This window comes from Streptomyces sp. NPDC006923 (assembly GCF_040635655.1).
GTDB lineage: Bacteria > Actinomycetota > Actinomycetes > Streptomycetales > Streptomycetaceae > Streptomyces.
In genome coordinates this window covers 143,534-166,939 of sequence record NZ_JBEYIF010000001.1, presented here as the reverse complement: position 1 = coordinate 166,939, position 23,406 = coordinate 143,534, and the positions used below count along the sequence as shown (strand labels likewise).

Here is a 23,406-nt window from a genome sequence, read left to right as displayed (position 1 = left end):
CTCCGGTACGCGAGCGGGGTCTCAGTCCCGTACGCAGACGAAGATCGCCGTGCCCGGGATCAGGGCGCCCCGCAGCGGGGACCAGCCGCCCCACTGCTGGGTGTTCCAGGCCGGCCATTCCGGTTCGACCAGGTCGACCAGCCGGAAACCGCCCGCCACCACGTCCCGCACCCGGTCACCGATCGTCCTGTGGTGTTCCACATAGACGGCGCGGCCCTGCTCGTCCTGCTCGACATAGGGGGTGCGGTCGAAGTAGGAGGAGGCCACCGTCAGCCCCTCGGGGCCCGGTTCGTCGGGGAACGCCCAGCGGATCGGATGGGTGGCGGAGAAGATCCACCGTCCGCCGGGCCGGAGCACCCGCCGTATCTCGCGGAACACCTTCACCGGGTCCGCGACGAAGGGGATCGCGCCGTACGCGGAGCACGCCAGATCGAACGAGCCGTCCCGGAACGGCAGCACTCCGGCGTCCGCCTCCACCAGCGGGAACGTCAGGGAGCGCTCCTCGTCGATGCGCCGCGCGTGCTGGAGCTGGCGGTGCGAGAGGTCCAGCGCCACCGGCCGCGCGCCCTGCGCCGCCAGCCAGCGGGAGCACTGCGCGGCGCCCGCGCCGATCTCCAGGATGTCCAGGTCCCGCAGGGACTCGGGCGGTCCCAGCAGACCGGCCTCCACCTCGTCGAGCCCCTCCGGGCCCCAGACGAATCGGTCGTCGCCGAGGAAGGTGCCGTGCTCGGTCTGGTACTCGTCCGCGTTCCGGTCCCACCAGCCCCGGTTGGCCCGGGTGCTCTCCGTGTCACCGGTCTCCCGGCGAGTCGCTTCCGGTTCGTACTCTTGGATCATTTCGTCCGTCGTCGTAGTGTGCTGGGACCACGCGGTCGCGTGGCCGGGCCGCGTGGCCCCTGGCCGCGTGTTCGCACGCGGGTGTGTCCAGGGGGCCTCGACGGGGCCCTGTGGCCTCATCAAACGCGGATGGTGCCGGGTATGGGGCATTCCGCCCCGGGTGTGCGCCTTCGCGCATTGACCGTGCCCGGCTGCCCCCGTATGCTAAAGGTTGCGCTGCGGGCTTGCGCGCCTCAGACGTAGCAGCCGCGCTCGCATCTGTTGTGGTCCCCTCGGTTGTCGAGGCGCTTTCCCCGTGGTGCGGGGCCGGCGCTTCCTTGGCTGTCCGGCTTCCGCAGATGGCGATACGGGCTCTCGGCGTAGCAGTACCTACGACTCACTGTCCGCACCGGAGCCCTTTCCCACATGACGAGCAGCACCGAGACCACCGCCACCACCCCGCAGGTTGCGGTCAACGACATCGGTAACGAGGAAGCCTTCCTCGCCGCGATCGACGAGACGATCAAGTACTTCAACGACGGCGACATCGTCGACGGCGTCATCGTGAAGGTCGACCGGGACGAGGTCCTGCTCGACATCGGTTACAAGACCGAAGGCGTCATCCCCTCCCGCGAGCTTTCGATCAAGCACGACGTCGACCCCAACGAGGTCGTCGCCGTGGGCGATGAGATCGAGGCCCTGGTTCTCCAGAAGGAGGACAAGGAAGGCCGTCTCATCCTGTCCAAGAAGCGCGCGCAGTACGAGCGCGCCTGGGGCACGATCGAGAAGATCAAGGAAGAGGACGGCATCGTCACCGGTACCGTCATCGAGGTCGTCAAGGGTGGTCTCATCCTCGACATCGGCCTCCGTGGCTTCCTGCCGGCCTCGCTCGTCGAGATGCGCCGCGTCCGTGACCTCCAGCCCTACGTGGGCAAGGAGCTCGAAGCCAAGATCATCGAGCTGGACAAGAACCGCAACAACGTGGTCCTGTCCCGCCGTGCCTGGCTGGAGCAGACCCAGAGCGAGGTCCGCCAGACCTTCCTCACGACCCTGCAGAAGGGCCAGGTCCGCTCCGGCGTCGTCTCCTCGATCGTCAACTTCGGTGCGTTCGTGGACCTCGGTGGCGTCGACGGTCTCGTGCACGTCTCCGAGCTGTCCTGGAAGCACATCGACCACCCCTCCGAGGTTGTCGAGGTCGGCCAGGAAGTCACCGTCGAGGTCCTCGACGTCGACATGGACCGCGAGCGTGTCTCCCTGTCGCTCAAGGCGACGCAGGAAGACCCGTGGCAGCAGTTCGCCCGGACGCACCAGATCGGTCAGGTCGTCCCCGGCAAGGTCACCAAGCTCGTTCCGTTCGGTGCGTTTGTCCGCGTCGACGAGGGCATCGAGGGTCTGGTGCACATCTCCGAGCTGGCCGAGCGCCACGTGGAGATCCCGGAGCAGGTCGTCCAGGTCAACGACGAGATCTTCGTCAAGGTCATCGACATCGACCTGGAGCGCCGCCGCATCAGCCTCTCGCTGAAGCAGGCCAACGAGTCCTTCGGCAGCGACCCGGCCTCGGTCGAGTTCGACCCGACGCTCTACGGCATGGCCGCGTCCTACGACGACCAGGGCAACTACATCTACCCCGAGGGCTTCGACCCCGAGACCAACGACTGGCTCGAGGGCTTCGAGACCCAGCGCGAGGCGTGGGAGGGCCAGTACGCCGAGGCGCAGCAGCGCTTCGAGCAGCACCAGGCCCAGGTCATCAAGTCCCGCGAGGCCGACGAGGCCGCTGCCGCCGAGGGTGCTGCCGCGCCCGCCGGTGGTGGCAGTGCTCCGGCCGCCTCCGGTGGCTCGTACTCCTCGGAGTCCGCGGACAACTCCGGCGCCCTGGCGTCGGACGAGGCCCTGGCCGCCCTTCGCGAGAAGCTGGCGGGTGGCCAGAGCTGACGCTCCGGTCGCGTAGCTAGTCGGTCGCACGGCTGAACGTAAGGCCCGCTCCCTTTCGGGAGCGGGCCTTACGCGTGTCCGCCGGGCCTCGCGTGCGCGCCGAGGGGGGATCAGCGGGTGACGGGGATGTTCGTCAGGCCCCGGCCGCCGGTCACCGTGTTGCCGGCGTAGACCGTGGTGGCGCAGCTCGCGCTGTTGTTGGTGACATTGACGGCGAGCTGGTTGGCCCCCGTCGCGCCCCTCAGGTCCGACGTGTTGGAGCGGAAGACCGTGCCGCAGCCCCAGCCGCTCTGCTGGCTGTGCGTCTCGTAGCCGTTGTTGGTGGTGTTCCGGCCGGTGTTGCCCTCGACGAGCACATTGTTGCCCTTGACGTCGACCCAGGAGTCGTCGAAGTTGGCGCCCGTGAGGCCGTCGCCGTCGAAGGTGTTGCCGATGATCCGTGCGCCGGTGGTGCCTTCCTTGATGTCGACGTTCTCGCCGCCGACGTCCGGGCCGATGGTGTTGTTGAGGATCTGCGCGTTGTCGCTGCGGTCGGTGAGCGTGTTGGCGCTGCCGACGTACACGCCCTCGCCCATGCCCCGGCCGTCGTTGCCGGTGTCGTAGATCCGCGAGTTCCTGAGGATGCCGTTGGCGCTGGACTCCCGGAAGTGCACGCCCTCCATGTCCAGGTTGTGCACGGTGACGGAGTCGATGACGACGCCGTTGGCCGCGTCCGCCACGATGCCCTTCTGGGCGTCGGTGACCGTGACGCCCTCGACCGTCCAGTACGCGGCTCCGTTGAGGTGGAGGCCGTAGCCCCCGCCGCCGGTGGTGAGGACCGCGGCGGACGAGCCGGTGAGGGTGATCCGGGCGGTGGCGGTGCCGGGCGTGGTCGCCTTGAAGTTGCCCTTGTACGTGCCGTCGGCGAGCCGGATCGTGTCGCCGGGGCGCACGGCGGTGAGGGCCGTCTTGAGCTGGGCGGCGGTTGTCACCTGGATGACGGTCGCGGCGCCCGCCGGACTGGCCGTCAGCAGCGGGCCGCCGGCGGCGAGAAGCGGGACGAGCAGTGCGGGGAGCAGGGTTCGGGTGCGCATGGGGGTGCCTTCCCGTCGGGGTGCTCTGGGCGTGCTGGGGTGCCCTGAGCATGCCAAGGTCTGGACCAATAGCCAAGCAAAATCCGGTATTCGGGATGGGGGAGACCGCCGGAAAGCCGGTGAGCGGAGGGCAACGTGTGGGATACACGAATAACCGGCGGGCCGTAACACGCCGTTGTCAGGATCCCGGCACACCTGAAGATCGGAAGGGGTACCGGGACATGAGCCATGCGCCGAACACCACCACGGGCACCAGTCGCCGAAGCTTTCTGCGCCAGGTCGGGATCACCGGAGGGGCGGGCGCGATGCTCGCCACCATGGGGGCCATGGGCCTCGCACCGACCGCCGAGGCCGCCGGCCGTGAACCGGCGTTCCGGGCCCCGCGTACGGGTGACTTCACCCTCAGGGGCAGAGGCGCGGCCAAGGTCGTTGTCGTCGGCGCCGGGATAGCCGGTCTGACCTGTGCGTACGAACTGGGCAAAGCCGGCTACGACTGTACGGTGCTGGAGGCCAGGGACCGCACCGGCGGCCGGAACTTCACGGTCCGCGGCGGTGACTCCACCGTCGATCTCTACGGCAACCGCCAGACCGCGCGCTTCAGCGACGGCCAGTACCTGAACGCCGGGCCCGCGCGGATCCCGCAGTGGATGATCACCCTGGACTACTGCCGTGAACTGGGCGTCCCCATCGAGGTCTTCACCAACAGCAACGCCAGCGCGTACATCTACAACGAGAAGGCCGGCATGACGGCCCCGGTCCGCTACCGCACCGCCAAGGCCGACACCTACGGCTATGTCTCCGAGCTGCTCGCCAAGGCCACCAGCAAGGGCGCGCTGGACGGCGAGATCAACGCCGAGGACCGGGAACGGCTCCTCGAATTCCTCAAGAGCTTCGGCGACATCGGCAGCAAGCTCACCTACACCGGGAGCGAGCACCGGGGCTTCACCGTGGACCCGGCCGCGGCCGGCACCCCCGGTGTCGAGCTCGGTTCCGTCCCGACCGTCTCCGAGGTCTTCGCCAGTGGTGTCGGCCGGTACTTCTCGTTCGAGTTCGGCTACGACCAGGCCATGCTGATGTTCCAGCCCGTCGGCGGCATGGACCGCATACCCGCGGCGCTGACCAGGGCGGTCGGCGGACACCGGATCAGGACCGGCGCGGTCGTCCAGAAGATCACCGACAAGGCGCGCGGTGTCACCGTCACCTACAGCCAGGACGGCCGTACCCGCTCGATCGACGCGGACTACTGCGTCGCCGCCCTGCCGCCGCACATCCTCGCGAAGATCCCGCACAACCTCGGCGCCGCCGTACAGACCGCGCTGGAGGCGGTCAGGCCCTCGTCCGCCGGCAAGATCGGCCTGGAGTACCGCAGCCGCTGGTGGGAGACCGACCACCGGATCTACGGCGGCATCACCGAGACCGACATGGATCTCAGCCACATCTGGTACCCGTCGTACGGCTTCCACGAGAGGCGCGGCCTGATCGTCGGCTACTACAACACCGGTACGAACGCCGACTCCTACGCGCTGCTGAGCCCCGCCGAGCGCGAGAAGCGTGCCGTGGCCCAGGGTGTGAAGATCCACGGCGACCGGTACCGGACCGAACTGGCCTCCTCCTTCTCCCATCACTGGCGGCAGACCCCGCATCTGGAAGGCGCCTGGCACAGCATGTCCGGCGGTCCGGACGCGCCCGCGTACGCGCCTCTCAACCAGGCGGCGGGCCGGGTCTACTTCGCCGGTGACTACCTCTCCTACGCCGACGCCTGGCAGCACGGCGCCTTCACCTCGGCGCGCAAGGTGGTGACCACGCTTCACCAGCGGGTCCTCGCCTGACCAGCGCGTCCTCGCCTGACCGGCGCGCCGGTGAGCGGATCCGCCCGGCAAGCCGGCGCGCCGAATCCGATCACCGGATCTGCTCAAAGGGGCGCGGGCGGGGAATGCCCGCGCCCCGAGGGGCGTTCTCCCGTACGAACACGAGGAGGAGCGGTAATCGTGCTTGATCCGCAAGGTTTGTACGAATGGGAGCCCAAGGGCCTCGCCGTTGTGGACGTTGCGCTCGCGCAGGAGTCCGCGGGCCTTGTCATGCTCTATCACTTGGACGGCTATATCGACGCGGGGGAGACCGGCGACCAGATCGTCGAGAGCCTGCTGGAGTCCCTGCCCCACCAGGTGGTGGCGCGGTTCGACCACGACAGGCTGGTGGACTACCGCGCGCGCCGCCCGCTGCTGACCTTCCGCCGTGACCGGTTCACGGGTTACGAGGTCCCGAAGCTGGAGGTGCGGCTCGTACAGGACGCCACGGGCGCGCCGTTCCTGCTGCTTTCGGGCCCCGAGCCGGACGTCGAGTGGGAGCGTTTCGCGGCGGCCGTACGCCAGATCGTCGACCGCCTCGGTGTGCGTCTGTCGGTCAATTTCCACGGCATCCCGATGGGCGTTCCGCATACGCGTCCCGTCGGCATCACCCCGCACGGCAACCGCACCGACCTGATGCCGGGACACCGCAGCCCCTTCGAGGAGGCACAGGTGCCCGGCAGCGCCGAGTCTCTCCTGGAGTTCCGGCTGATGGAGTCGGACCATGACGTTCTCGGTGTCGCCGCGCATGTCCCGCACTATGTCGCGCGGTCCTCGTACCCCGACGCGGCGCTGACCGCCCTGGAGGCGATCACGGCCGCGACCGGTCTGGTGCTGCCGAGCGTCGCTCACTCACTGCGCACCGAGGCCCAGCGCACCCAGACCGAGATCGAGCGCCAGCTCGGCGAGGGCGACGAGGAACTCGTCGCGATGGTCCAGGGGCTTGAGCACCAGTACGACGCCGTGGCGGGCGCCGAGACCCGCGGCAATCTGGTCGCCGAGCCGGCGGAGCTGCCCTCGGCCGACGAGATCGGCCGCGAGTTCGAGAGGTTCCTCGCGGAGCGGGAGGGCGAGGGCGGCACGTGAGGCGGTCCCGGCGGCGCGTGCCGGGCGCCGGGACGTACGCGCCCCGGACCGGCGGACCGGATCTGCTCCACCGGGGACGACGGGACACACCCCTTAGGCTGACCGCATGCTGAAGCTGGGACTTACGGGCGGGATCGGCGCGGGCAAGAGCGAGGTCTCCCGCCTGCTGAGCGGTTATGGAGCGGTTCTGATCGACTCCGACCGGATCGCGCGCGAGGTGGTCGAGCCGGGTACGCCGGGACTCGCGGCCGTGGTGGCGGAGTTCGGTCCCGGGGTGCTGACGGCCGACGGTCGCCTGGACCGGCCGGGGCTGGGCGCGATCGTCTTCGGCGACCCGGAGCGGCTGCGCGCGCTGAACGCGATCGTGCACCCGCTGGTGCGCGCCCGTTCGGCCGAACTGGAGGCGGCGGCCGGACCCGACTCGGTCGTGGTGCACGATGTGCCGCTGCTCGTCGAGAACGGCATGACCGGTCTGTACGACCTGGTGGTCGTCGTGGACGCGTCCCCCGAGACCCAGCTCGACCGGCTCAGCAGGCTGCGCGGAATGCCGGAGCCGGAGGCCCGCAACCGGATGGCGGCGCAGGCGACGCGCGAGGAACGCCGCGCGGCCGCGGATGTGATCATCGACAACGACGGCCCACTGGAGGACCTGGAGCCTCAGGTGCGCGCCGTATGGGAGCGGCTGGCGGAGCGCGCCGCGGCGGGTCGCTGACCGCCGGAGTGCGGCATCCGCTCCGGGGCGCCGGACCGGGAGGGGAATCCGGTCAAGGTCATGCCAAACCCGGATCATGCCAAACCCGGACATGCTTCCGGCCTCGGCGTGGCGGCCGGGCGTTACCATCGGACAAGTGGAGATCGTCTTCGCGGCCATCACGGCCTTCGGCGGTTTGGTGGCGCTTCTCGCGGGTGGCGACAGTCTCCGCCGGGCGCGCCGGATCCTGGCGGCCGGAGAGCCTGCCGTGGCCCTGGTCAAACGCGGGCCGCCCGGCTCGGGACGCCAGGTGCTTCAGTTCGAGACGGCGGACGGCCGGCTGCTCGAAGTCGTCTCGCCGGTTACGCTCACGGCGGGATCGAGTGTCCTGCTCTCGTACGATCCCGTGGATCCCCGGGAGGTGGCACTGCCCGGCCATGGGCACAACCGTCTCGACCTGGGCTTTGTGCTGGTGGGACTGAGCGCGGTCCTGGTCGGCGCGGTCATGGCGGCCGCCGCGTTGTGACCGGATTCCGCGGTTGCGTTCCCACCGGGCCGCTGTCCGGAAGGCCGCCGTATGGTGACGGGACACGGACAGAAGTGCGGAACAGCGCCGCGGCGCCCCGCGTTGAAAGCACGCACCGAGGGAAGGATGCGACCGTGCCCGAGAGCCCGGAGACCCACGTCATCGACTATCGCGCGGCCGAGCAACTGCTGGCCGCGCGGGACCCACGCGGCGCGGTGAAACTCCTCGACTCGGTGATCGCGGCCCATCCGGAGAACACCGCCGCACGGCTGCTGCGGGCCCGCGCGTTCTTCGCGGCGGCTCAGCTACGCCCGGCCGAGCTGGAATTCGAGCTGGTGCTGGAGCGTGAGCCGGACAACGCCTTCGCGCATTTCGCCCTCGCCCGTACCTATGAGCGCTCCGGACGACCCGAACAGGCCAAGCGGCACTTCCGCCTCGCGGCGGCGCTGGACCCGAAGCCGGAGTATCTGAAGGCCGCGCGCTTCGACCCCGGCAGCCGCCCCGGCGAGGAGTGATCGCGAGCGCTCCCGCTACCTGCCGTGGGCGCGGTGGTGCGGCCCCCACAGCCAGGGCCGGCCGCGGTCCCCGGTCCGGTCCTTGAGGGGGTCGCCCGCCCCGTCGCGGTCGGGTTCATAGGGTGGGACGTCCCGTCCGGGCTGGTAGTGCGGTCCCTGACGGATATGGCGCAGCACCATCAGCAAGTCCGCCAGGACGATCAGGAAGAGCACACCGCAGGCGATCGCCCAGCCCGTCCGTCCGACGAGCGCGAATGCCGTGGTGCCGAAGCCCGTCCAGACGAGCCCCCACAGCCCCAGCCAGAATCGCATCCGCAGCGGACTGCGCGCGGTCACGGGTTCGCTTCCGGTACGCATGGCTTTCGCGCCTCCTGCCCCTCTTGCGTGGTTCTGACCTCTTGTGTACCCGCAGAGGGAGGCCCCGACCCGGTGCGCGGTCGGACAATATGAGTCGGTGGCGCCGGCGGTGCTGTTGTCGCTGTGGTGGCTGGCGGCGCTGGCGGCGCTTTCGTTGTCGTGGGTCAGTGGACGACGGTGTAACTGCGCCACGGCCCGACGCCCGGCCTGATCCCGTCGGTCAGCGTGGTGCTGATGTATGTCGTCATCCCGCCGGTGCAGTCGGGCGTCGGGTACATCACGACATCGACCAGGGTGCGGTTGGTGAGCTCGACCGCTCCGGCGCGCACCAGCCGGTGGCAGCCCGTGACCAGGGGGTCGGACACCTGGACGCGCTGTCTCTGCGGCGTCTGGTATTCGATCGTGCCCACCGCGGTCCTGCCGAGTCCGGAACAGCCGGCGACGGCGAGGCTCAGGAACGCCGTCCCGGCGGCGATGCCGAGGCGCCTGTGGTCGGTCACGGACATGGGCGCTCCTCGTCGGTGCGGAAGCTCGTGCTGGTCACACTGCCGGATCCGGGCCCGGGCGGCACCAGATGCGCGGCCGGGCGGGCTACGGGCCGGTAGATCCTGGTCCGCGAGCCTCGACTGGCCGGTCATATAGGGCATATCGTGTTATAAACACCTCGGTCCGGCGTCAGGGGTCATGATGGTCGAGGAACTGGTCATAGCGGTCGTCGTGGTGGGCTGCGTCTGCGTGCTGTACGCGCTCTCGGCGGCCCGGATCGTCAAGCAGTACGAGCGGGGTGTGGTCTTCCGCCTGGGCCGGCTGCGCGAGGGCGTCAGAGGGCCCGGATTCACGGCGATCGTTCCGTTCGTGGACACGCTGCGCAAGGTCAATATGCAGATCGTGACGATGCCCGTGCCCGCACAGGACGGCATCACCCGGGACAACGTCACCGTCCGGGTGGACGCCGTGATCTATTTCAAGGTGGTGGATCCGGCGGAGGCGCTGGTGCGGGTCGAGGACTACCGGTTCGCGGTGTCGCAGATGGCCCAGACATCGCTGCGGTCGATCATCGGAAAGAGCGATCTCGACGATCTCCTGTCGAACCGGGAGAAGCTGAACCAGGGCCTGGAGCTCATGATCGACAGTCCCGCGATCGGCTGGGGCGTGCAGATCGACCGGGTGGAGATCAAGGATGTGTCGCTGCCCGAGACCATGAAGCGGTCGATGGCACGACAGGCCGAGGCGGACCGGGAGCGCCGTGCGCGGATCATCAACGCGGACGCGGAGCTGCAGGCGTCGAAGAAGCTGGCCGAGGCCGCCAAGGAGATGTCGGGGCAGCCCGCGGCGCTTCAACTGCGGCTGTTGCAGACGGTGGTGGCCGTCGCGGCGGAGAAGAACTCCACCCTGGTCCTGCCCTTCCCCGTCGAACTCCTCCGCTTCCTCGAACGCGCCACCCCGGGCGAAGCCGCCCAGGCCGTGCGGGCCGTGTCGGGAGCCGCACCGGCTCAGGCGGCGGACGCGTCGCGCACGGGACAGGACGCGCCCGTACCGGAACCGGGCACCGGCCCCCGGCTGAGTGCGACCGGGCTGCCGGACCGGCCGGATGTCAGCGGCGCGCCCGACGGCGCCCATGCCTGACGCTTCGCCGCCGGCTCGCCGAGGCCGTGCCCCGGTTCGTATCTGTACGGGTACGACGTATCTGTTCTGTACGAGTACGACAGGGAGCAGCGGGCGGGCCATGGTGCTCGGCGGCGCCGGAACTGCCTCCGAGACCGCTCTGGATCTCCGCCCCGGGAGCGAGAGCTACCTCTGGGAAGGGACGCGCTGACCTGCGGGGATCTCGCTCCGGAGCCGGCTGTCACACCCCCCGCCTAAACTCGCAGAGGTAATCGGACCTGGTGGCGGGGAGGGAGTTGGCGGCCATGACGCAATTCGCGCGTACCCCTCGGCAGGGACCCGCGGGGGCCGCTTCGGAGACGGTGGGACTGGCGCGCTGCGCCGCGGTGTTCCTGCCCGCCGGACTCCCGCGCGAGGGGCTGGTCGCCTTCTGGTCTCCGGAGGGCGGCCTGCCCACCGGGGCGGAGGAGGAGCTCGGGGCCGTCGCGCGCACCGGGCCGGACGTGCCGGGTCTCCCGCCCGGCGGGGCGGAGCCGGCCCGGTCCGGCCCGGCGGAGCTGACGGTCGTGGTCCGTGATGACGACGGTGACGGCGGAGTCGGCACGCGGGCCGTGCCCGCGCTGCTGCTGCCCGTCGCCGAGGCCGTGCCGCTGCTGGTCCGCGCGCGGCGCGACAAGGCGGCGCACCCCGCCGCCGCCTGCTGGGGCGCCGCCGCCCTGCACGCCCTCCAACTGGCCGCGCGTGGCAGGCTGCTCCCCGGGCTCACCGCGTCCGACCACGACGCCTGGCGGGCCGGGCCGCTCGACGCCGACGACATCGCGCAGCTGAGGGCGATCGCCGCGGCCATGCCCACCGAGGCGTATGCCGTGCCGCTCCCGGATCGGCCGCCCCTCCGGCTGCCGGACCCCGAGGCCCTGGTGCGCGCGTTCCTCGACGCCGTGGCCGACACACTGCCGCGCACACCCGCGGCCGCCTACGCCGCGGGGGCGCCGTTCGCCGCGCGTGCGCCGCAGCGGCTGCCGGGAGCCCGCGCCTGGGCCGCGGAGGCGGCGGCCGGCATGGACGCGGGCGTGCGGGTCTCGCTCCGCCTCGAACTGTCCGCGTACGACCTCTTCGACTCGCCGGAGCCGGAGCCGGAATCGAGGACGGACGACGCTGTCCGTTCCGGTGCGGGTCTTGACGAGCCCGGGGCACCGCGACGAGCCGGAGCCGCCCTCGTACAGATCCACAGTCTGGCCGACCCGACGCTGGTCATCGACGCGGCCCGGCTCTGGGCGGGCGACGGCGACGAGAGCTTCGGTCCGCGCGCCCGTATCGACGCGATGCTCGCGCTGCGCCGCGCCGCGCGCGTCTGGGCCCCGCTCGCGCGACTGCTGGAGCGTGATGTCCCGGACGCGCTGGCACTCTCCGAGGACGAGCTGTACGAACTGCTCGGCCCGGGCGCGGCCCGCCTCGCCGCGGCCGGTGTCGCCGTCCACTGGCCCCGGGAGCTGGCCCGTACGCTCACCGCGAGCGCGGTCGTCCGCCCCGCGCCGGGCTCGGCCACGGACGGCACGCAGTTCTTCGACAGCGAGGAGCTGCTTAAATTCAACTGGCAGTTGGCGCTCGACGGCGATCCCCTCACGGAGCGGGAGATGGACGCGCTCGCCGAGTCGCACCGCCCGATCGTGCGGCTGCGGGACCAGTGGGTGGTGGTCGACCCCGCGCTCGTACGCAAGGCCCGCAAACGGGAACTCGGCCTGCTGGCACCGGTCGACGCCCTGGCGGCCGCCCTCGCGGGCACCGCGGAGGTGGACGGCGAGATGGTCGAGGCCGTCCCGACGGGCGCCCTGGCGGCCCTGCGCGACCGCCTTGTCTCGGGCCCGGCTGTGGTGCCCCAGCCGGCCGCCCTGGCCGCCACCCTGCGCGACTACCAGCTCCGCGGCCTCGCCTGGCTGGATCTGATGACCTCGCTCGGACTCGGCGGCTGCCTCGCGGACGACATGGGCCTCGGCAAGACCGTCACCGTCATCGCCCTCCATCTGCACCGGGACCGCCCGGCACCGACCCTTGTGGTCTGTCCCGCCTCGCTGCTCGGCAACTGGCAGCGGGAGATCACCCGCTTCGCGCCCGGGGTGCCCGTGCACCGCTTCCACGGCGCCGGCCGCACCCTGGACGAGGTGGCGGGCGGCTTCGTCCTCACCACCTACGGCACCATGCGCGGCAGCGCGGACACCCTCGCGGCCCACACCTGGGGGATGGTCGTCGCTGACGAGGCCCAGCACGTCAAGAATCCGTTCTCCTCCACGGCCAAGGCCCTCCGCACCATCCCGGCGCCCGCCAGGATCGCCCTGACGGGCACCCCGGTGGAGAACAACCTCTCCGAGCTGTGGGCGCTGCTCGACTGGACCACGCCCGGCCTGCTCGGTCCGCTCAAGGCGTTCAGATCCCGCCACGCCCGGATCGTGGAGAATGTCGAGAACGCGAAGAGCGCCGGCGTCAGGGACGCCGACAACGCGGAGGCGGTGGAGCGGCTGTCCCGGCTGGTCCGGCCGTTCCTGCTGCGCAGGAAGAAGTCCGACCCGGGCATCGTGCCCGAGCTGCCGCCCAAGACGGAGAGCGACCATCCCGTCCCGCTCACCCGGGAACAGGCGTCGCTGTACGAGGCGGTCGTCCGCGAGACGATGGCGGCCATCGAGGGCGCGGAGGGCATCGCGCGCCGCGGCCTCGTGATGAAGCTGCTCACCGCGCTCAAACAGATCTGCAACCACCCGGCGCAGTATCTGAAGGAGGACGCGTCCCGGCTGACCGGCCGCTCCGGCAAGCTGGCCCTTCTGGACGAACTGCTCGACACCATCCTCACCGAGGACGGCTCGGTCCTGATCTTCACCCAGTACGTATCGATGGCCCGGCTGCTCACCGCGCACCTCGCGGCCCGCGCGATCCCGTCCCAGCTTCTCCATGGCGGCACTCCGGTCGCTGAGCGCGAGCGCATGGTGGACCGCTTCCAGTCCGGCGAGGCGCCGGTCTTCGTCCTCTCCCTCAAGGCGGCCGGCACCGGCCTCAACCTCACCCGGGCGGGCCATGTCGTGCACTTCGACCGCTGGTGGAATCCGGCCGTCGAGGAGCAGGCGACGGACCGGGCCTACCGCATCGGCCAGACCCAGCCCGTGCAGGTCCACCGGCTGATCGCGGAAGGGACGGTCGAGGACCGCATCGCCGAGATGCTCGCGTCCAAGCGGGCGCTGGCCGATGCCGTGCTCGGCTCGGGCGAGGCGGCCCTGACCGAGCTGACCGACCGCGAGCTGGCCGATCTGGTCTCCCTGCGGAGGCTGTCATGACGGCCCCACGCGCGGCCCGACACGACGACCGCCGGCGCACCTTCCCCGCCCTGCCGCCTCGGCCGGGCGGGGGCAAGGGCGCCTTCGCCACCACCTGGTGGGGCAACGCCTGGGTCGAATCCATGGAGGACAGCGCCCTCGATCCGGCCCGTCTCCAGCGCGGCCGTGCCTACGCGGGCCGAGGCCATGTCGACGCCATCACGGTCACCCCGGGACGCGTCATGGCCTATGTCCACGGCTCCAGGGCCCGCCCGTACCGTACGGAGATCCGTCTTCGCACCATCGGCGACACGGAGTGGGAGGAGCTCCTCGACGCCGCGGCGGACCGTCCCGACCACATCGCCGCCCTGCTCGACAAGGACATGCCGCACGCCCTCGCCGAGTCCGCCGACCTCCTGCCCACCGCCGGCGACCTCACCCCGGACTGCTCCTGCCCGGACGACGGCTACCCCTGCAAGCATGCCGCCGCCCTCTGCTATCAGACGGCCAGGCTCCTCGACGAGGACCCCTTCGTCCTGTTCCTGATGCGCGGCCGAGGCGAACACGAAGTGCTCGCCGATCTCACCCGGCGCAACGCCACCCGTTCGGCGGCCGAACGGACCACGGCCGCACCGGCCATGCCCACGGTCGAGGCCGGCGTCGCACTCGCTCCGCGCACCCTCCCGTCGCTTCCGCCTCCGTTTCCCGCTCCCTCGCAGCCCGGCCGCCCGCCCGCCTATCCGGCGGATCCGGGCGCTCCCGACCCGCTCGCGCTGGACCTCCTCGCCACCGAGGCGGCGGCCCGCGCGTACACCTTCCTCACCACCGGCCTCGATCCCGTCGCGGCCCTCACTCCCTGGCAGGACGCCGTCCGGCTGGCCGCCGCGCACCCCGGCTCCGGACTGACCGCCTCCACCCGCGCCCTCTACCGGGACCTGGCCGCCGCTCTCAACCGCACCCCCACCGACCTGGCCCGCGCGGTCGCCGCCTGGCGCCAGGGGGGTCTCGCCGGACTCACCGTCCTCGAAGAGGCATGGGATCCGCCGGCCGGCCCCTTCGACCGGGCGCGGCCCGCGCTCGCCGCGGCCGACTTCCCCCACTTCCGCCCCTGGCGCAACCGGCTCGCGACGCCCTCCCTGCAACTCCGCTTCGGCCGGGACGGTCTCTGGTACGGCTATGAATCGGACCGCGACCGCGAGGACTGGTGGCCGCGCGGCACCCCGGACACCGATCCGGTGGGCGCGCTCACAGCCCTGCTCGGCCGGTGACCGGCCGCTCCGCGCCGTACCGGCCACCGGCCGAGGGAGCGCGATGCAACCGATTCGGCGGCACCGGTGACGGCAGACGCGACGGCGCCTCACCAGCACGCCGGGGCGCCCATGACCGGAGCCGGGGGTACGGAGCCGCCGGGTGATGCCCCGGCAGGGTGCGCTCCGTACCCCCGGCGCCGTCGGACGGTCCGTCAGGCCGTGTGCAGCGTCAGCCCGTAGCGGCCCAGAATCTCGTTGATCGGCTGGTGCCAGGTCTCGCCACCGCTGCCGCAGTTGCCCCAGCCGCCGGAGGTGACGCCCTGCGCCTGGTCACCACTGAGGAACGAGCCGCCCGAGTCGCCCGGTTCGGCGCAGGCGCTGGTCTTGGTCATCTGGTGGACGGCGCCCTGGCTGTAGTTCACCGTCTCGTTCTTCGCCAGCACATTGCCGCAGTGCCAGCGCGAGGTGGAGCCGGACCGGCAGATCGAGGCGCCGACCGGGGCCTCGGCGGAGCCCCGGACAAGCTGGTCGGGCACCGCGCCCCAGCCGAGGACGACCGGGACGGTCCACCAGCCGCTGCCGACATTCACCCACGCGTAGTCGTCGCCCGGGAAGGACGACCCCTGGAAGTTGCCGATGTACGAGCCGTCCCAGCCGCTGACGGAGGCGCCCGCCTGGCCGCAGTGGCCTGCCGTGACAAAACCGCCGTACACGGAGAAGCCGATGGAGCACCGGACATTGCCCGTGTAGTAGGGGTCGCCGCCGACGGTCCCGGCGGCGAAGGTCCGCGGTGCCTCGGCGGTCTCCTTGACGGTGACGGGGCCCGCCTGCCGGGCGCGCGCGACGAAGTCGCGGACATCGTTGTCGCTCTGGTGCGCGGCGACAACGTTCACCACGACCCGGTTGGCCTTCGGGTCGACATGCCAGCTACTGACGCCGTCGGGAGCGTCGAGCGCGTCGATGCGCGACTTGGCCGCGTCGAGCTGTCGCGCGCTGTGCTTGACGACGCGTACGGTCGCGCCCGTCGCCCGTACGGCATCGGCCCTGTCCTCGTTGGTGACGGCCACGGCCAGTGTGTTGTCGGCCGCGTCGAACCAGGAGCCGCCGTAGGAGGATCCCGCGGCGCGCCGGGCCTTTCCTTCCACGGCGGTCGCTGTCTTCTCCGCGGCCAGGCGTGCCTTCGCCTGGCTCTCGGTCAGGCCCAGGTCCTCCCGCATCGCGGAGAGCAGGCCGGCGGTGACTCCCGGCGCCGGAGCCGGGGTGGGGGAGGCGGCTGCGGCCGGGGCGAGCCCGACGGCCGCCCAGGTGCCGAGCAGGAGGAGGGCGGACAGGCCGGTACGCGTGACTACTGTGCGTCTCAAGGGATTGGCCCTTCTGTTGTTCCAGCTTCGTGGGGGTGGAACAGCAGGCGCCCGAAAGCGCTCTCAGGCGGTGCCTGGCCGGAGCGTAATGGAGGATTCATGGTCAGGTCCATGCCAAGTATCAGTTCGGCCGATTGGGCCCCACGTGGTGCGCGGGTCAGGAGGCGGACGGCGTGACTCCTTCCGCCCAGCGCACCAGTGCGGTGAAGTCCGCCTCCCGCAGCCCACGCCGGGGATGGGTGCGCAGCAGCAGCGCGGGAGCGTCGTGGTGGGCGGCCACATACGCCGTGTCCAGGTCCGTGATCATGTCGTCGACCCAGGCGAAGGGCCGGCCGGCGGCCCACTCCAGCAACGGGCGGGTCTTCCAGTAGAGCCCGTCGGGATCCCTGGCGAAGAGTTCAGGCCATTCGATCACCGGGAGGTCTCCGGGCAGGCCGACGACGGGCGAGATCAGGGTGTTGGCCTCGTGCATCCAGGTGGTGGCCCAGGTGAGTTCGAAGGGCAGGGCCAGCAGCCGGGGGCCGTGGCCCGGATTGAGCCGCACACGCAGGCCGCGACGGTGGCCGCGCGAGCCGGGGGTCTGACGGGCGAGCCAGGCCGAGGGGTGCAGCCGCAGGCTCGTGAAGCCGCGCGGGCGGGGGAACCGGGCGGCGTACGGATTGAGGGGACCGTCCACATCGAGGAGGAGTAGCGGGCGAGCCGTCATACCCCATGACTGCCCGCCGCACGGGCGGGTTACGACTGCCGGGGCGCACCGACCGGGGCCTGCCGGGCGGCCGGGGCGACGGCCCGCCCGCCCGGCGCCCACCGATCGTGCGCGGGCGTGCCGTGCCGTGGGGACGGACGCGGAAAGGGCCCGTGACGGACGCGGTCCTTCCCGCCGGCGCCGCGCCCCGCTCCCCGGGGCAACCGGCCGGGGTCACTGGCGGTACCCGCTGAGGAAGCGGCCGATACGGCTGATGGCCGCGTCGAGGTCGTCGGCGTGGGGCAGGGTCAGGATCCGGAAGTGGTCCGGGCGCGGCCAGTTGAACCCCGTGCCCTGCACGACCTGGATCTTCTCGCGCAGCAGCAGGTCCAGCACAAACCGCTCGTCGTCATGGATCTTGTGCACCTTGGGGTCCAGCCGGGGGAAGGCGTAGAGGGCGCCCTTCGGCTTAACGCACGAGACCCCCGGGATCTCATTGAGCTTCTCCCAGGCGCGGTTGCGCTGCTCGTGCAGCCTTCCACCGGGCGCGGTCAGCTCGTGGATGGTCTGACGGCCGCCGAGCGCGGCCTGGATGGCGTACTGGGCGGGCGCGTTGGGGCACAGCCGCATCGACGCGAGCATCGTCAGCCCTTCGAGATAGCTGCGCGCGTGCTGCTTGGGTCCGGTGACGACAAGCCAGCCGGAGCGGAAACCGGCCACGCGATAGGTCTTCGAGAGGCCGCTGAAGGTGAGGACGACCAGATCGGGAGCGAGCGCGGCGGCGGTGTGGTGGACCGCGTCGTCGTAGACGATCTGGTCGTAGATCTCGTCGGCGAACACCATGAGCTGATGGCGGCGGGCGAGATCGAGAATGCCCTCCACGATCTCGCGCGGATAGACCGCGCCGGTCGGGTTGTTGGGGTTGATGATCACGACGGCCCTGGTCCGGTCGGTGATCTTCGCTGCCAGGTCGTCGAGGTCCGGGTACCAGTCGGCGGACTCGTCGCAGAGATAGTGCACGGGACGGCCGCCGGCCAGCGCGGTGACGGCGGTCCAGAGGGGGAAGTCCGGGGCCGGGATCAGCACTTCGTCGCCATCCTCCAGCAGGGCCTGGACCGCCATCGAGACCAGCTCGGAGACGCCGTTCCCGAGGAAGACGTCATCGACGCCGACATCGGCCAGACCCAGGGTCTGGTAGCGCTGCGCGACGGCGCGGCGCGCGGAGAGAATGCCGCGCGAGTCCGTGTAGCCGTGTGCCTGCGGCAGCATCCGGATCATGTCCTGCAGGATCTCCTCCGGCGCCTCGAACCCGAACAGCGCCGGGTTGCCGGTGTTGAGGCGCAGGACGCTGTGGCCCGCCTCCTCCAGCGCGTCGGCATGCTCGATCACCGGGCCGCGGATCTCGTAGCAGACCTCGCTGAGCTTGCTCGACTGCCGGAACTCCATGAGGTGGCCTCCCAGACCTTGTTGCGATACTTGGTTTTACCAAGCACGAGCTTGGAAAGTCCAACAACATGTCTAGAATGCGTCACATGCCACGCCGCCGAAGCTACGACCAGTACTGCGCCGCCGCCCGTGCCCTCGACGCCGTGGGCGACCGCTGGACCCTGCTGATCGTGCGGGAGCTGCTCGCCGGCCCGCGCCGCTACACGGATCTGCACGCCGATCTGCCCGGTGTCAGCACGGATGTGCTGGCGTCCCGGCTCAAGGACATGGAGCGCGACGAACTGGCGACGCGGCGCAGGCTGCCCCCGCCGGCCAGCGCGTATGTGTACGAACTCACCGAGCGCGGCCGGGGGTTGCTGCCGGTCCTCACGGCGCTCGCGGAGTGGGGCGCGCCGGAGCTGGCGGAGCGCCGTCCGACCGACGCCGTCCGGGCGCACTGGTTCGCCATACCGCTGCTGCCGGTGCTGGACGGACTCGCCGGCCGGTCGGGCCTTCAGGGCGAGGGGACGCTGGAGGTCCGGCTGGACGAGGGCGCGTTTCACATACGGCTCGGCGAGGGCGAACCGGCGTACGGCGACGGGCCGGCCGACACCGCCGACGCCCGCCTGGTGCTCGACTCCGACACCTGCCGCGCGCTGAGCGAAGGCGTGCTGACGGTGGGAGACGGTGTACGGGACGGGCGCATCGAGGTGTCCGGCGAAGGGACGCTGGCCAAGGTCCTGCGGGGCGAATGACCGGCCTTTGGGACGAGTGAAGGGCCCCTACGCGGCCCCTCGCGGGCCAGGCCGGGCCGCCCGTGCCCGGTCGCAGGGCCCTGGACGATGATGGACGGGTGCGACTCGAAGCGATCACCTGGGAGCGGCTGACCGAGGCCCTGGCCGAGCGGGTTCTGAAGACCGAGCCGGCGGACGGGGGCTCGTGGCCGCGTGTCGCCTTCGACGGAGCGCCCGCCGCCCGGCCCGGGGAGCGGGCGGAGGCGCTCGCCGAAGCCCTGCGGGTGCGCGGCCGGTCGGTGGTCGTCGTCGGGACCGGTGGGTTTCTGCGGCCGGCCTCGCTGCGGTACGAGTTCGGCCGCGAGGACCCGGAGACGTACTACAGCGGCTGGTTCGACACCGGTGCGCTGTGGCGGGAGGTGTTCGGACCGCTGGACCCCGGCGGCACCGGGCGGGTGCTGCCCGATCTCTGGGATCCCGTCACCGACCGGGCGACCCGCAGCGCGCCCAGCGAACTGCCGCAGGGCGGTGTACTGGTGGTGCACGGGCCGCTGCTGCTCGGGCAGTGGTTTCCGTTCGACCTCACCGTGCATCTGCGGCTGTCGCCGGGTGCGCTCCGGCGGCGTACCGATGAGGAGGAGCGCTGGACGCTGCCGGCCTTCGAACGCTACGAGGAGGAGGTGGGTCCGGCCGAGGCCGCCGATGTGCTGGTGCGCGCCGACGATCCGCGCCACCCCGCCTGGGGCGGCCTGCGCTGAGCAGGCAGGCGTTGGCGCGGCCTCGGTGCGGCGGGCGGACTCCTTCCCGTCGCCCCTCGCGTCCCGCCCGTTACGGTGCCGGCCGCCCGCCCGGCACCGTCACCGCGTGCGCCCCCGCCCGGCAGCCCTCCGCCGCGGCGGCCGCCGGGTCCGCCCCCGCCAGCCGGGCCGCGAGAAAGGCGCCGGTGAAGGCGTCCCCGGCCCCCGTCGTGTCCACCGCCCTCGCCGGGACGGGCGGGACCCGCGCGCTGACGGTGCTGGCCTCCGCCACCAGAGCGCCCTCCGCGCCCAGGGTCACCACGACCACCGGCACCCGTCGGCTCAGCTCGGCGGCGGCGTGCGCCGGGTCCGTCAGACCGGTGAGGATCCTGGCCTCGTCGGCGTTGGGCAGCAGCGTCTCCACGTCCTCGACCGCCGCCAGGAACCGCTCCGTACCCAGCTCCTTGATGAACCCCGCAGAGGCGGGGTCCACGCTCACCGGAACACCGCGTTCCCGCGCCGACCCCAGGGCGGCGACCGCCAGCCGGCGGCTCGCGTCGGCGAAGAAGAGATAGCCCGAGAGATGGAGCCTGCCGACTCCGTCCAGCAGGGCCGGCGACCAGTCCGCCGGGGAGAGACACAGGGCCGCGCCGCTGTCGGTGAGGAGAGTGCGCTCGGCGGACGCGTCGACCAGACAGATCACCGTGGCGGTCGGCACCCGGTCGTCGACGACAAGACGCGTGCGTACCCCGGCCTGCCGCAGCCGTTCCTCGTGCCAGTCACGCGCGTCCGCTCCCACGCGCGCCAGCAGACGAACGTCCGGACAGCCGGTGCGGACGGCCCAGCAGGCCGCGTTGGCTCCGGCGCCGCCCGGCAGCGTACGGATCTCGGCGGCCGTGTCCGTGCCGTGCGCGAGCGGCGTCCGGTAGCGCGCGACCACGTCGGTGACGACGTCCCCGACCACCAGAAGCGCTCCGCCGGAGGTCACAGGGCCGCCGCGATCCGAGCCGCGAGCCGGACATTGCCGCGGACCGCCGCGAGATTGGCCTCCAGCGACGCGCCGCCGGTCCGCCGCATCAGATGATCCAGCAGAAACGGGGTGACGGCCTGACCGGTGACGCCTCGTGCCTCGCATGCGGCCAGCGCCTCGGCGAGCACCTGGTCGTGCAGCACCGGATCAAGCTGTTCCGCCTCCGGGACGGGGTTGGCGACGATGAGCGCCGCCTCCGCACCGCCGAGGGTCTCCTGGGCGTCCATCACCGCCGCCACTTCCTCGGGCGTGCTGACCGTCCAGTCCACCGGCTCGCCGGAGGAGGCCAGATAGAAGCCGGGGAAACGTTCCGTCCCGTAGCCGAGGACACCGACCCCCAGTGTCTCCAGCCGCTGAAGTGTCGCGGGTACGTCCAGGATCGATTTGACGCCCGCGCAGACGACCGTGATCCGGGTCCGGGCCAGCAGCCGCAGATCGGCCGACTCGTCCTGGGTCTCCGTCCAGCCGCGGTGCACCCCGCCCAGGCCACCCGTCGCGAAAACCCGGATCCCGGCGCGCGCGGCCAGGAACGCCGTGGCGGACACGGTCGTCGCGCCGCTCGCACCCGCCGCGAGCGCCGGTGCCAGATCGCGATGGCCCAGCTTCCGCACGGAGTCGTCTTCGGCGATCCGCTCCAACTGGTGCCTGGCCAGGCCCGCATGGGGCCGGCCGTCCAGTACGGCCACGGTGGCGGGGACGGCTCCGCCGGACCGTACGAGCGCCTCCAGCTCCTGCGCGACCGCCAGATTGCGGGGGCGTGGCAGCCCGTGCGCGATGATCGTCGACTCCAGGGCGACCACGGGACGGCGTTCGGCGAGCGCCTCCCGTACCTCGGCGGACAGATGCGTTGTGGTGTCTGGCATGTCCCCATCCATGGCACGCCCGGAGCCCGCGCAAACGTTCGGCAGTGGACGGCACTCTCGTCAGGTCAGCCACCGGGCACGGAATCGCCGGCCAGCAGGGAGCGCCGGTCGGCGAAACGTCCGCGCGAGTGGTCCTGGCAGGGACACGCACGTGGCTTCCGAGAGGGTCGCGGCCGCCTCAGACGGGCTTGAGTCCGTCCAGCACGCCGTGCGGATTGAGCACGTACTTCCGGCTCGCCCCCTTGTCGAACTCCGCGTAACCGCGCGGCGCGTCGTCCAGGGGGATCACCGTGGCGTTGACCGCCTTCGCGATATGGACCCGGTCCTTCAGGATCGCCATCGCGAGGCCCCGGTGGTACTTCATCACCGGGCACTGACCCGTGCTGAACGTGTGGCTCTTCGCCCAGCCCAGTCCCAGCCGTACCTTCAGCGTCCCCGTCTTCGCGTCCGAGTCGACACCGCCCGGGTCGTCCGTGACGTACAGCCCCGGGATACCGAGCGCGCCGCCCGCCCTGACGACGCTCATCAGGGAGTTGAGGACCGTCGCCGGGGCCTCCTCGGAGTCCTTGCCGCCGGCGCGTGCCTCGAAGCCGACCGCGTCGACCGCCGCGTCCACCTCCGGCTCACCCAGGATCTGGTCGATCTGCTCCTCGGCCGAGCCCTTGGTGAGGTCGACGGTCTCACAGCCGAAGCTGCGTGCCTGGGCGAGCCGTTTGGCGTTGAGGTCGCCGACGATGACGACAGACGCGCCGAGCAGTTGCGCCGAGCAGGCCGCGGCCAGACCGACCGGGCCGGCGCCCGCGACGTACACCGTGGAGCCGACACCCGTACCGGCGGTCACCGCCCCGTGATAGCCGGTCGGGAAGATGTCCGACAGCATCGTCAGGTCGAGGAGCTTTTCGAGCGCCGCGTCCCGGTCGGGGAACCGGAGCAGATTGAAGTCCGCGTACGGCGCCATGACGTACTCCGCCTGACCGCCGACCCAGCCGCCCATGTCGACATAGCCGTAGGCCGCGCCGGGCCGTCCCGGATTGACGTTCAGACAGATGCCCGTCTGCCGTTCCTTGCAGTTGCGGCAGCGGCCGCAGGCAATGTTGAAAGGTACCGACACGATGTCCCCGACCTGGATGAACTCCACGTCGGGGCCGCGCTCGACCACCTCACCGGTGATCTCGTGCCCGAGGACCAGGCCCTCGGGGGCGGTGGTGCGGCCTCGTACCATGTGCTGGTCGCTGCCGCAGATGTTGCTCGCCAATACCTTGAGGATGACCCCGTGCCGGCACTTACGGCCGACGTTCGCGGGTGCCACGCCCGGCCCGTCGCGGAGTTCAAGCGTCGGGAAGTCGATATTGGTGACGTTCACCTCTCCCGGCTTGATGTACGTGACTGCCTTGTTTCCTCCACTCATGCTGACTCGCCGTCCCTTCGGCTCTACACGTCCAGCGGATGACTCGGCCTGTGCGCGTGATCGGGGCGTCCCGTGACGAGGCGATCACGTCGTGGAGTCTGCTACCGAGCGGGCGGGCCGGCCGAGGAAGCTTGCGGGTACCCGGGACGGCCGGTCAGCGGGTGCC

The 23,406-nt window shown here is 71.4% G+C and carries 21 protein-coding genes; 11 read left to right on the top strand and 10 right to left on the bottom strand.

The features are described 5' to 3' along the window. Positions 1 to 21: 21 nt before the first annotated feature. Complete coding sequence (locus tag ABZ707_RS00785; protein WP_360165516.1) at positions 22 to 837, bottom strand: class I SAM-dependent methyltransferase; 816 nt, start codon at positions 835 to 837, stop codon at positions 22 to 24. Between the two features lie 405 nt (positions 838 to 1,242). Here ABZ707_RS00785 and rpsA point away from each other — a divergent pair, with 405 nt between their 5' ends. Beyond that, positions 1,243 to 2,748 (top strand): 30S ribosomal protein S1, encoded by a 1,506-nt coding sequence (rpsA, locus tag ABZ707_RS00780; RefSeq protein WP_093595272.1) that lies wholly within the window; start codon positions 1,243 to 1,245, stop codon positions 2,746 to 2,748. A 110-nt stretch (positions 2,749 to 2,858) separates the two neighbouring features. On the opposite strand, the gene ABZ707_RS00775 is transcribed toward rpsA, so the two are convergent. Beyond that, entirely contained in the window at positions 2,859 to 3,821 is a 963-nt protein-coding gene (locus ABZ707_RS00775; RefSeq protein WP_360165513.1) for a right-handed parallel beta-helix repeat-containing protein, read from the bottom strand. Between the two features lie 305 nt (positions 3,822 to 4,126). Here ABZ707_RS00775 and ABZ707_RS00770 point away from each other — a divergent pair, with 305 nt between their 5' ends. The 5 genes from ABZ707_RS00770 to ABZ707_RS00750 all read left to right on the top strand — a co-directional run bounded on the left by ABZ707_RS00770 (position 4,127) and on the right by ABZ707_RS00750 (position 8,486). Beyond that, positions 4,127 to 5,650, top strand: a complete 1,524-nt coding sequence (locus ABZ707_RS00770) for a flavin monoamine oxidase family protein (protein WP_360166907.1) — start codon at positions 4,127 to 4,129, stop codon at positions 5,648 to 5,650. Positions 5,651 to 5,809: 159 nt separating this feature from the next. Next, positions 5,810 to 6,754, top strand: coding sequence for a PAC2 family protein (locus tag ABZ707_RS00765; RefSeq protein WP_360165510.1), 945 nt, complete (start codon positions 5,810 to 5,812; stop codon positions 6,752 to 6,754). Between the two features lie 106 nt (positions 6,755 to 6,860). Then, complete coding sequence (gene coaE / locus ABZ707_RS00760; protein ID WP_360165507.1) at positions 6,861 to 7,466, top strand: dephospho-CoA kinase; 606 nt, start codon at positions 6,861 to 6,863, stop codon at positions 7,464 to 7,466. Positions 7,467 to 7,602: 136 nt separating this feature from the next. Beyond that, positions 7,603 to 7,971, top strand: a complete 369-nt coding sequence (locus ABZ707_RS00755) for a hypothetical protein (RefSeq protein WP_360165504.1) — start codon at positions 7,603 to 7,605, stop codon at positions 7,969 to 7,971. Between the two features lie 134 nt (positions 7,972 to 8,105). Continuing rightward, positions 8,106 to 8,486, top strand: coding sequence for a tetratricopeptide repeat protein (locus ABZ707_RS00750; RefSeq protein WP_360165501.1), 381 nt, complete (start codon positions 8,106 to 8,108; stop codon positions 8,484 to 8,486). 15 nt (positions 8,487 to 8,501) lie between these two features. Here the strand turns inward: ABZ707_RS00750 and ABZ707_RS00745 are convergent, their stop codons facing one another. Both ABZ707_RS00745 and ABZ707_RS00740 read right to left on the bottom strand, forming a co-directional pair. After that, a complete protein-coding gene (locus tag ABZ707_RS00745) occupies positions 8,502 to 8,843 on the bottom strand; it encodes a DUF6343 family protein (protein ID WP_360165498.1) in 342 nt (113 codons plus the stop codon). A 164-nt stretch (positions 8,844 to 9,007) separates the two neighbouring features. After that, complete coding sequence (locus tag ABZ707_RS00740; protein WP_360165495.1) at positions 9,008 to 9,349, bottom strand: hypothetical protein; 342 nt, start codon at positions 9,347 to 9,349, stop codon at positions 9,008 to 9,010. Positions 9,350 to 9,530: 181 nt separating this feature from the next. Here ABZ707_RS00740 and ABZ707_RS00735 point away from each other — a divergent pair, with 181 nt between their 5' ends. The 3 genes from ABZ707_RS00735 to ABZ707_RS00725 all read left to right on the top strand — a co-directional run bounded on the left by ABZ707_RS00735 (position 9,531) and on the right by ABZ707_RS00725 (position 15,015). After that, entirely contained in the window at positions 9,531 to 10,469 is a 939-nt protein-coding gene (locus ABZ707_RS00735; protein WP_360166904.1) for a slipin family protein, read from the top strand. Between the two features lie 284 nt (positions 10,470 to 10,753). Next, positions 10,754 to 13,768 carry a DEAD/DEAH box helicase gene (locus tag ABZ707_RS00730; RefSeq protein ID WP_360165492.1) on the top strand — a complete coding sequence of 1,005 codons (3,015 nt, stop codon included), beginning with the start codon at positions 10,754 to 10,756 and terminating at the stop codon, positions 13,766 to 13,768. After that, the gene (locus ABZ707_RS00725; protein WP_360165489.1) at positions 13,765 to 15,015 is read left to right on the top strand and encodes an SWIM zinc finger family protein; all 1,251 of its coding nucleotides are present in this window, start codon (positions 13,765 to 13,767) and stop codon (positions 15,013 to 15,015) included. Before ABZ707_RS00730 ends, ABZ707_RS00725 begins: the two co-directional genes overlap by 4 nt. A gap of 194 nt (positions 15,016 to 15,209) precedes the next feature. On the opposite strand, the gene ABZ707_RS00720 is transcribed toward ABZ707_RS00725, so the two are convergent. The 3 genes from ABZ707_RS00720 to ABZ707_RS00710 all read right to left on the bottom strand — a co-directional run bounded on the left by ABZ707_RS00720 (position 15,210) and on the right by ABZ707_RS00710 (position 18,489). Beyond that, on the bottom strand, positions 15,210 to 16,358 hold the full coding sequence (locus ABZ707_RS00720) for a S1 family peptidase (protein ID WP_360165486.1): 1,149 nt from the start codon (positions 16,356 to 16,358) through the stop codon (positions 15,210 to 15,212). 157 nt (positions 16,359 to 16,515) lie between these two features. Next, a complete protein-coding gene (locus ABZ707_RS00715) occupies positions 16,516 to 17,064 on the bottom strand; it encodes a hypothetical protein (RefSeq protein ID WP_360165483.1) in 549 nt (182 codons plus the stop codon). 213 nt (positions 17,065 to 17,277) lie between these two features. Next, positions 17,278 to 18,489, bottom strand: a complete 1,212-nt coding sequence (locus ABZ707_RS00710) for a pyridoxal phosphate-dependent aminotransferase (protein ID WP_360165480.1) — start codon at positions 18,487 to 18,489, stop codon at positions 17,278 to 17,280. An 86-nt stretch (positions 18,490 to 18,575) separates the two neighbouring features. Between ABZ707_RS00710 and ABZ707_RS00705 the strand changes: the two genes are divergently transcribed. Then, positions 18,576 to 19,223, top strand: a complete 648-nt coding sequence (locus tag ABZ707_RS00705) for a helix-turn-helix domain-containing protein (protein ID WP_360165477.1) — start codon at positions 18,576 to 18,578, stop codon at positions 19,221 to 19,223. Positions 19,224 to 19,321: 98 nt separating this feature from the next. Next, a complete protein-coding gene (locus tag ABZ707_RS00700; RefSeq protein WP_360165474.1) occupies positions 19,322 to 19,960 on the top strand; it encodes a uridine kinase in 639 nt (212 codons plus the stop codon). A gap of 70 nt (positions 19,961 to 20,030) precedes the next feature. On the opposite strand, the gene ABZ707_RS00695 is transcribed toward ABZ707_RS00700, so the two are convergent. From ABZ707_RS00695 to fdhA, 3 genes are all read right to left on the bottom strand, one after another. Next, positions 20,031 to 20,927 (bottom strand): PfkB family carbohydrate kinase, encoded by an 897-nt coding sequence (locus tag ABZ707_RS00695; protein WP_360165471.1) that lies wholly within the window; start codon positions 20,925 to 20,927, stop codon positions 20,031 to 20,033. Beyond that, positions 20,924 to 21,832 carry a pseudouridine-5'-phosphate glycosidase gene (locus ABZ707_RS00690; RefSeq protein ID WP_360165468.1) on the bottom strand — a complete coding sequence of 303 codons (909 nt, stop codon included), beginning with the start codon at positions 21,830 to 21,832 and terminating at the stop codon, positions 20,924 to 20,926. The genes ABZ707_RS00695 and ABZ707_RS00690 overlap by 4 nt, the downstream gene beginning before the upstream one ends. Positions 21,833 to 22,010: 178 nt before the next feature. Then, positions 22,011 to 23,240 (bottom strand): formaldehyde dehydrogenase, glutathione-independent, encoded by a 1,230-nt coding sequence (fdhA, locus tag ABZ707_RS00685; RefSeq protein ID WP_360165465.1) that lies wholly within the window; start codon positions 23,238 to 23,240, stop codon positions 22,011 to 22,013. Positions 23,241 to 23,406 lie beyond the last annotated feature (166 nt).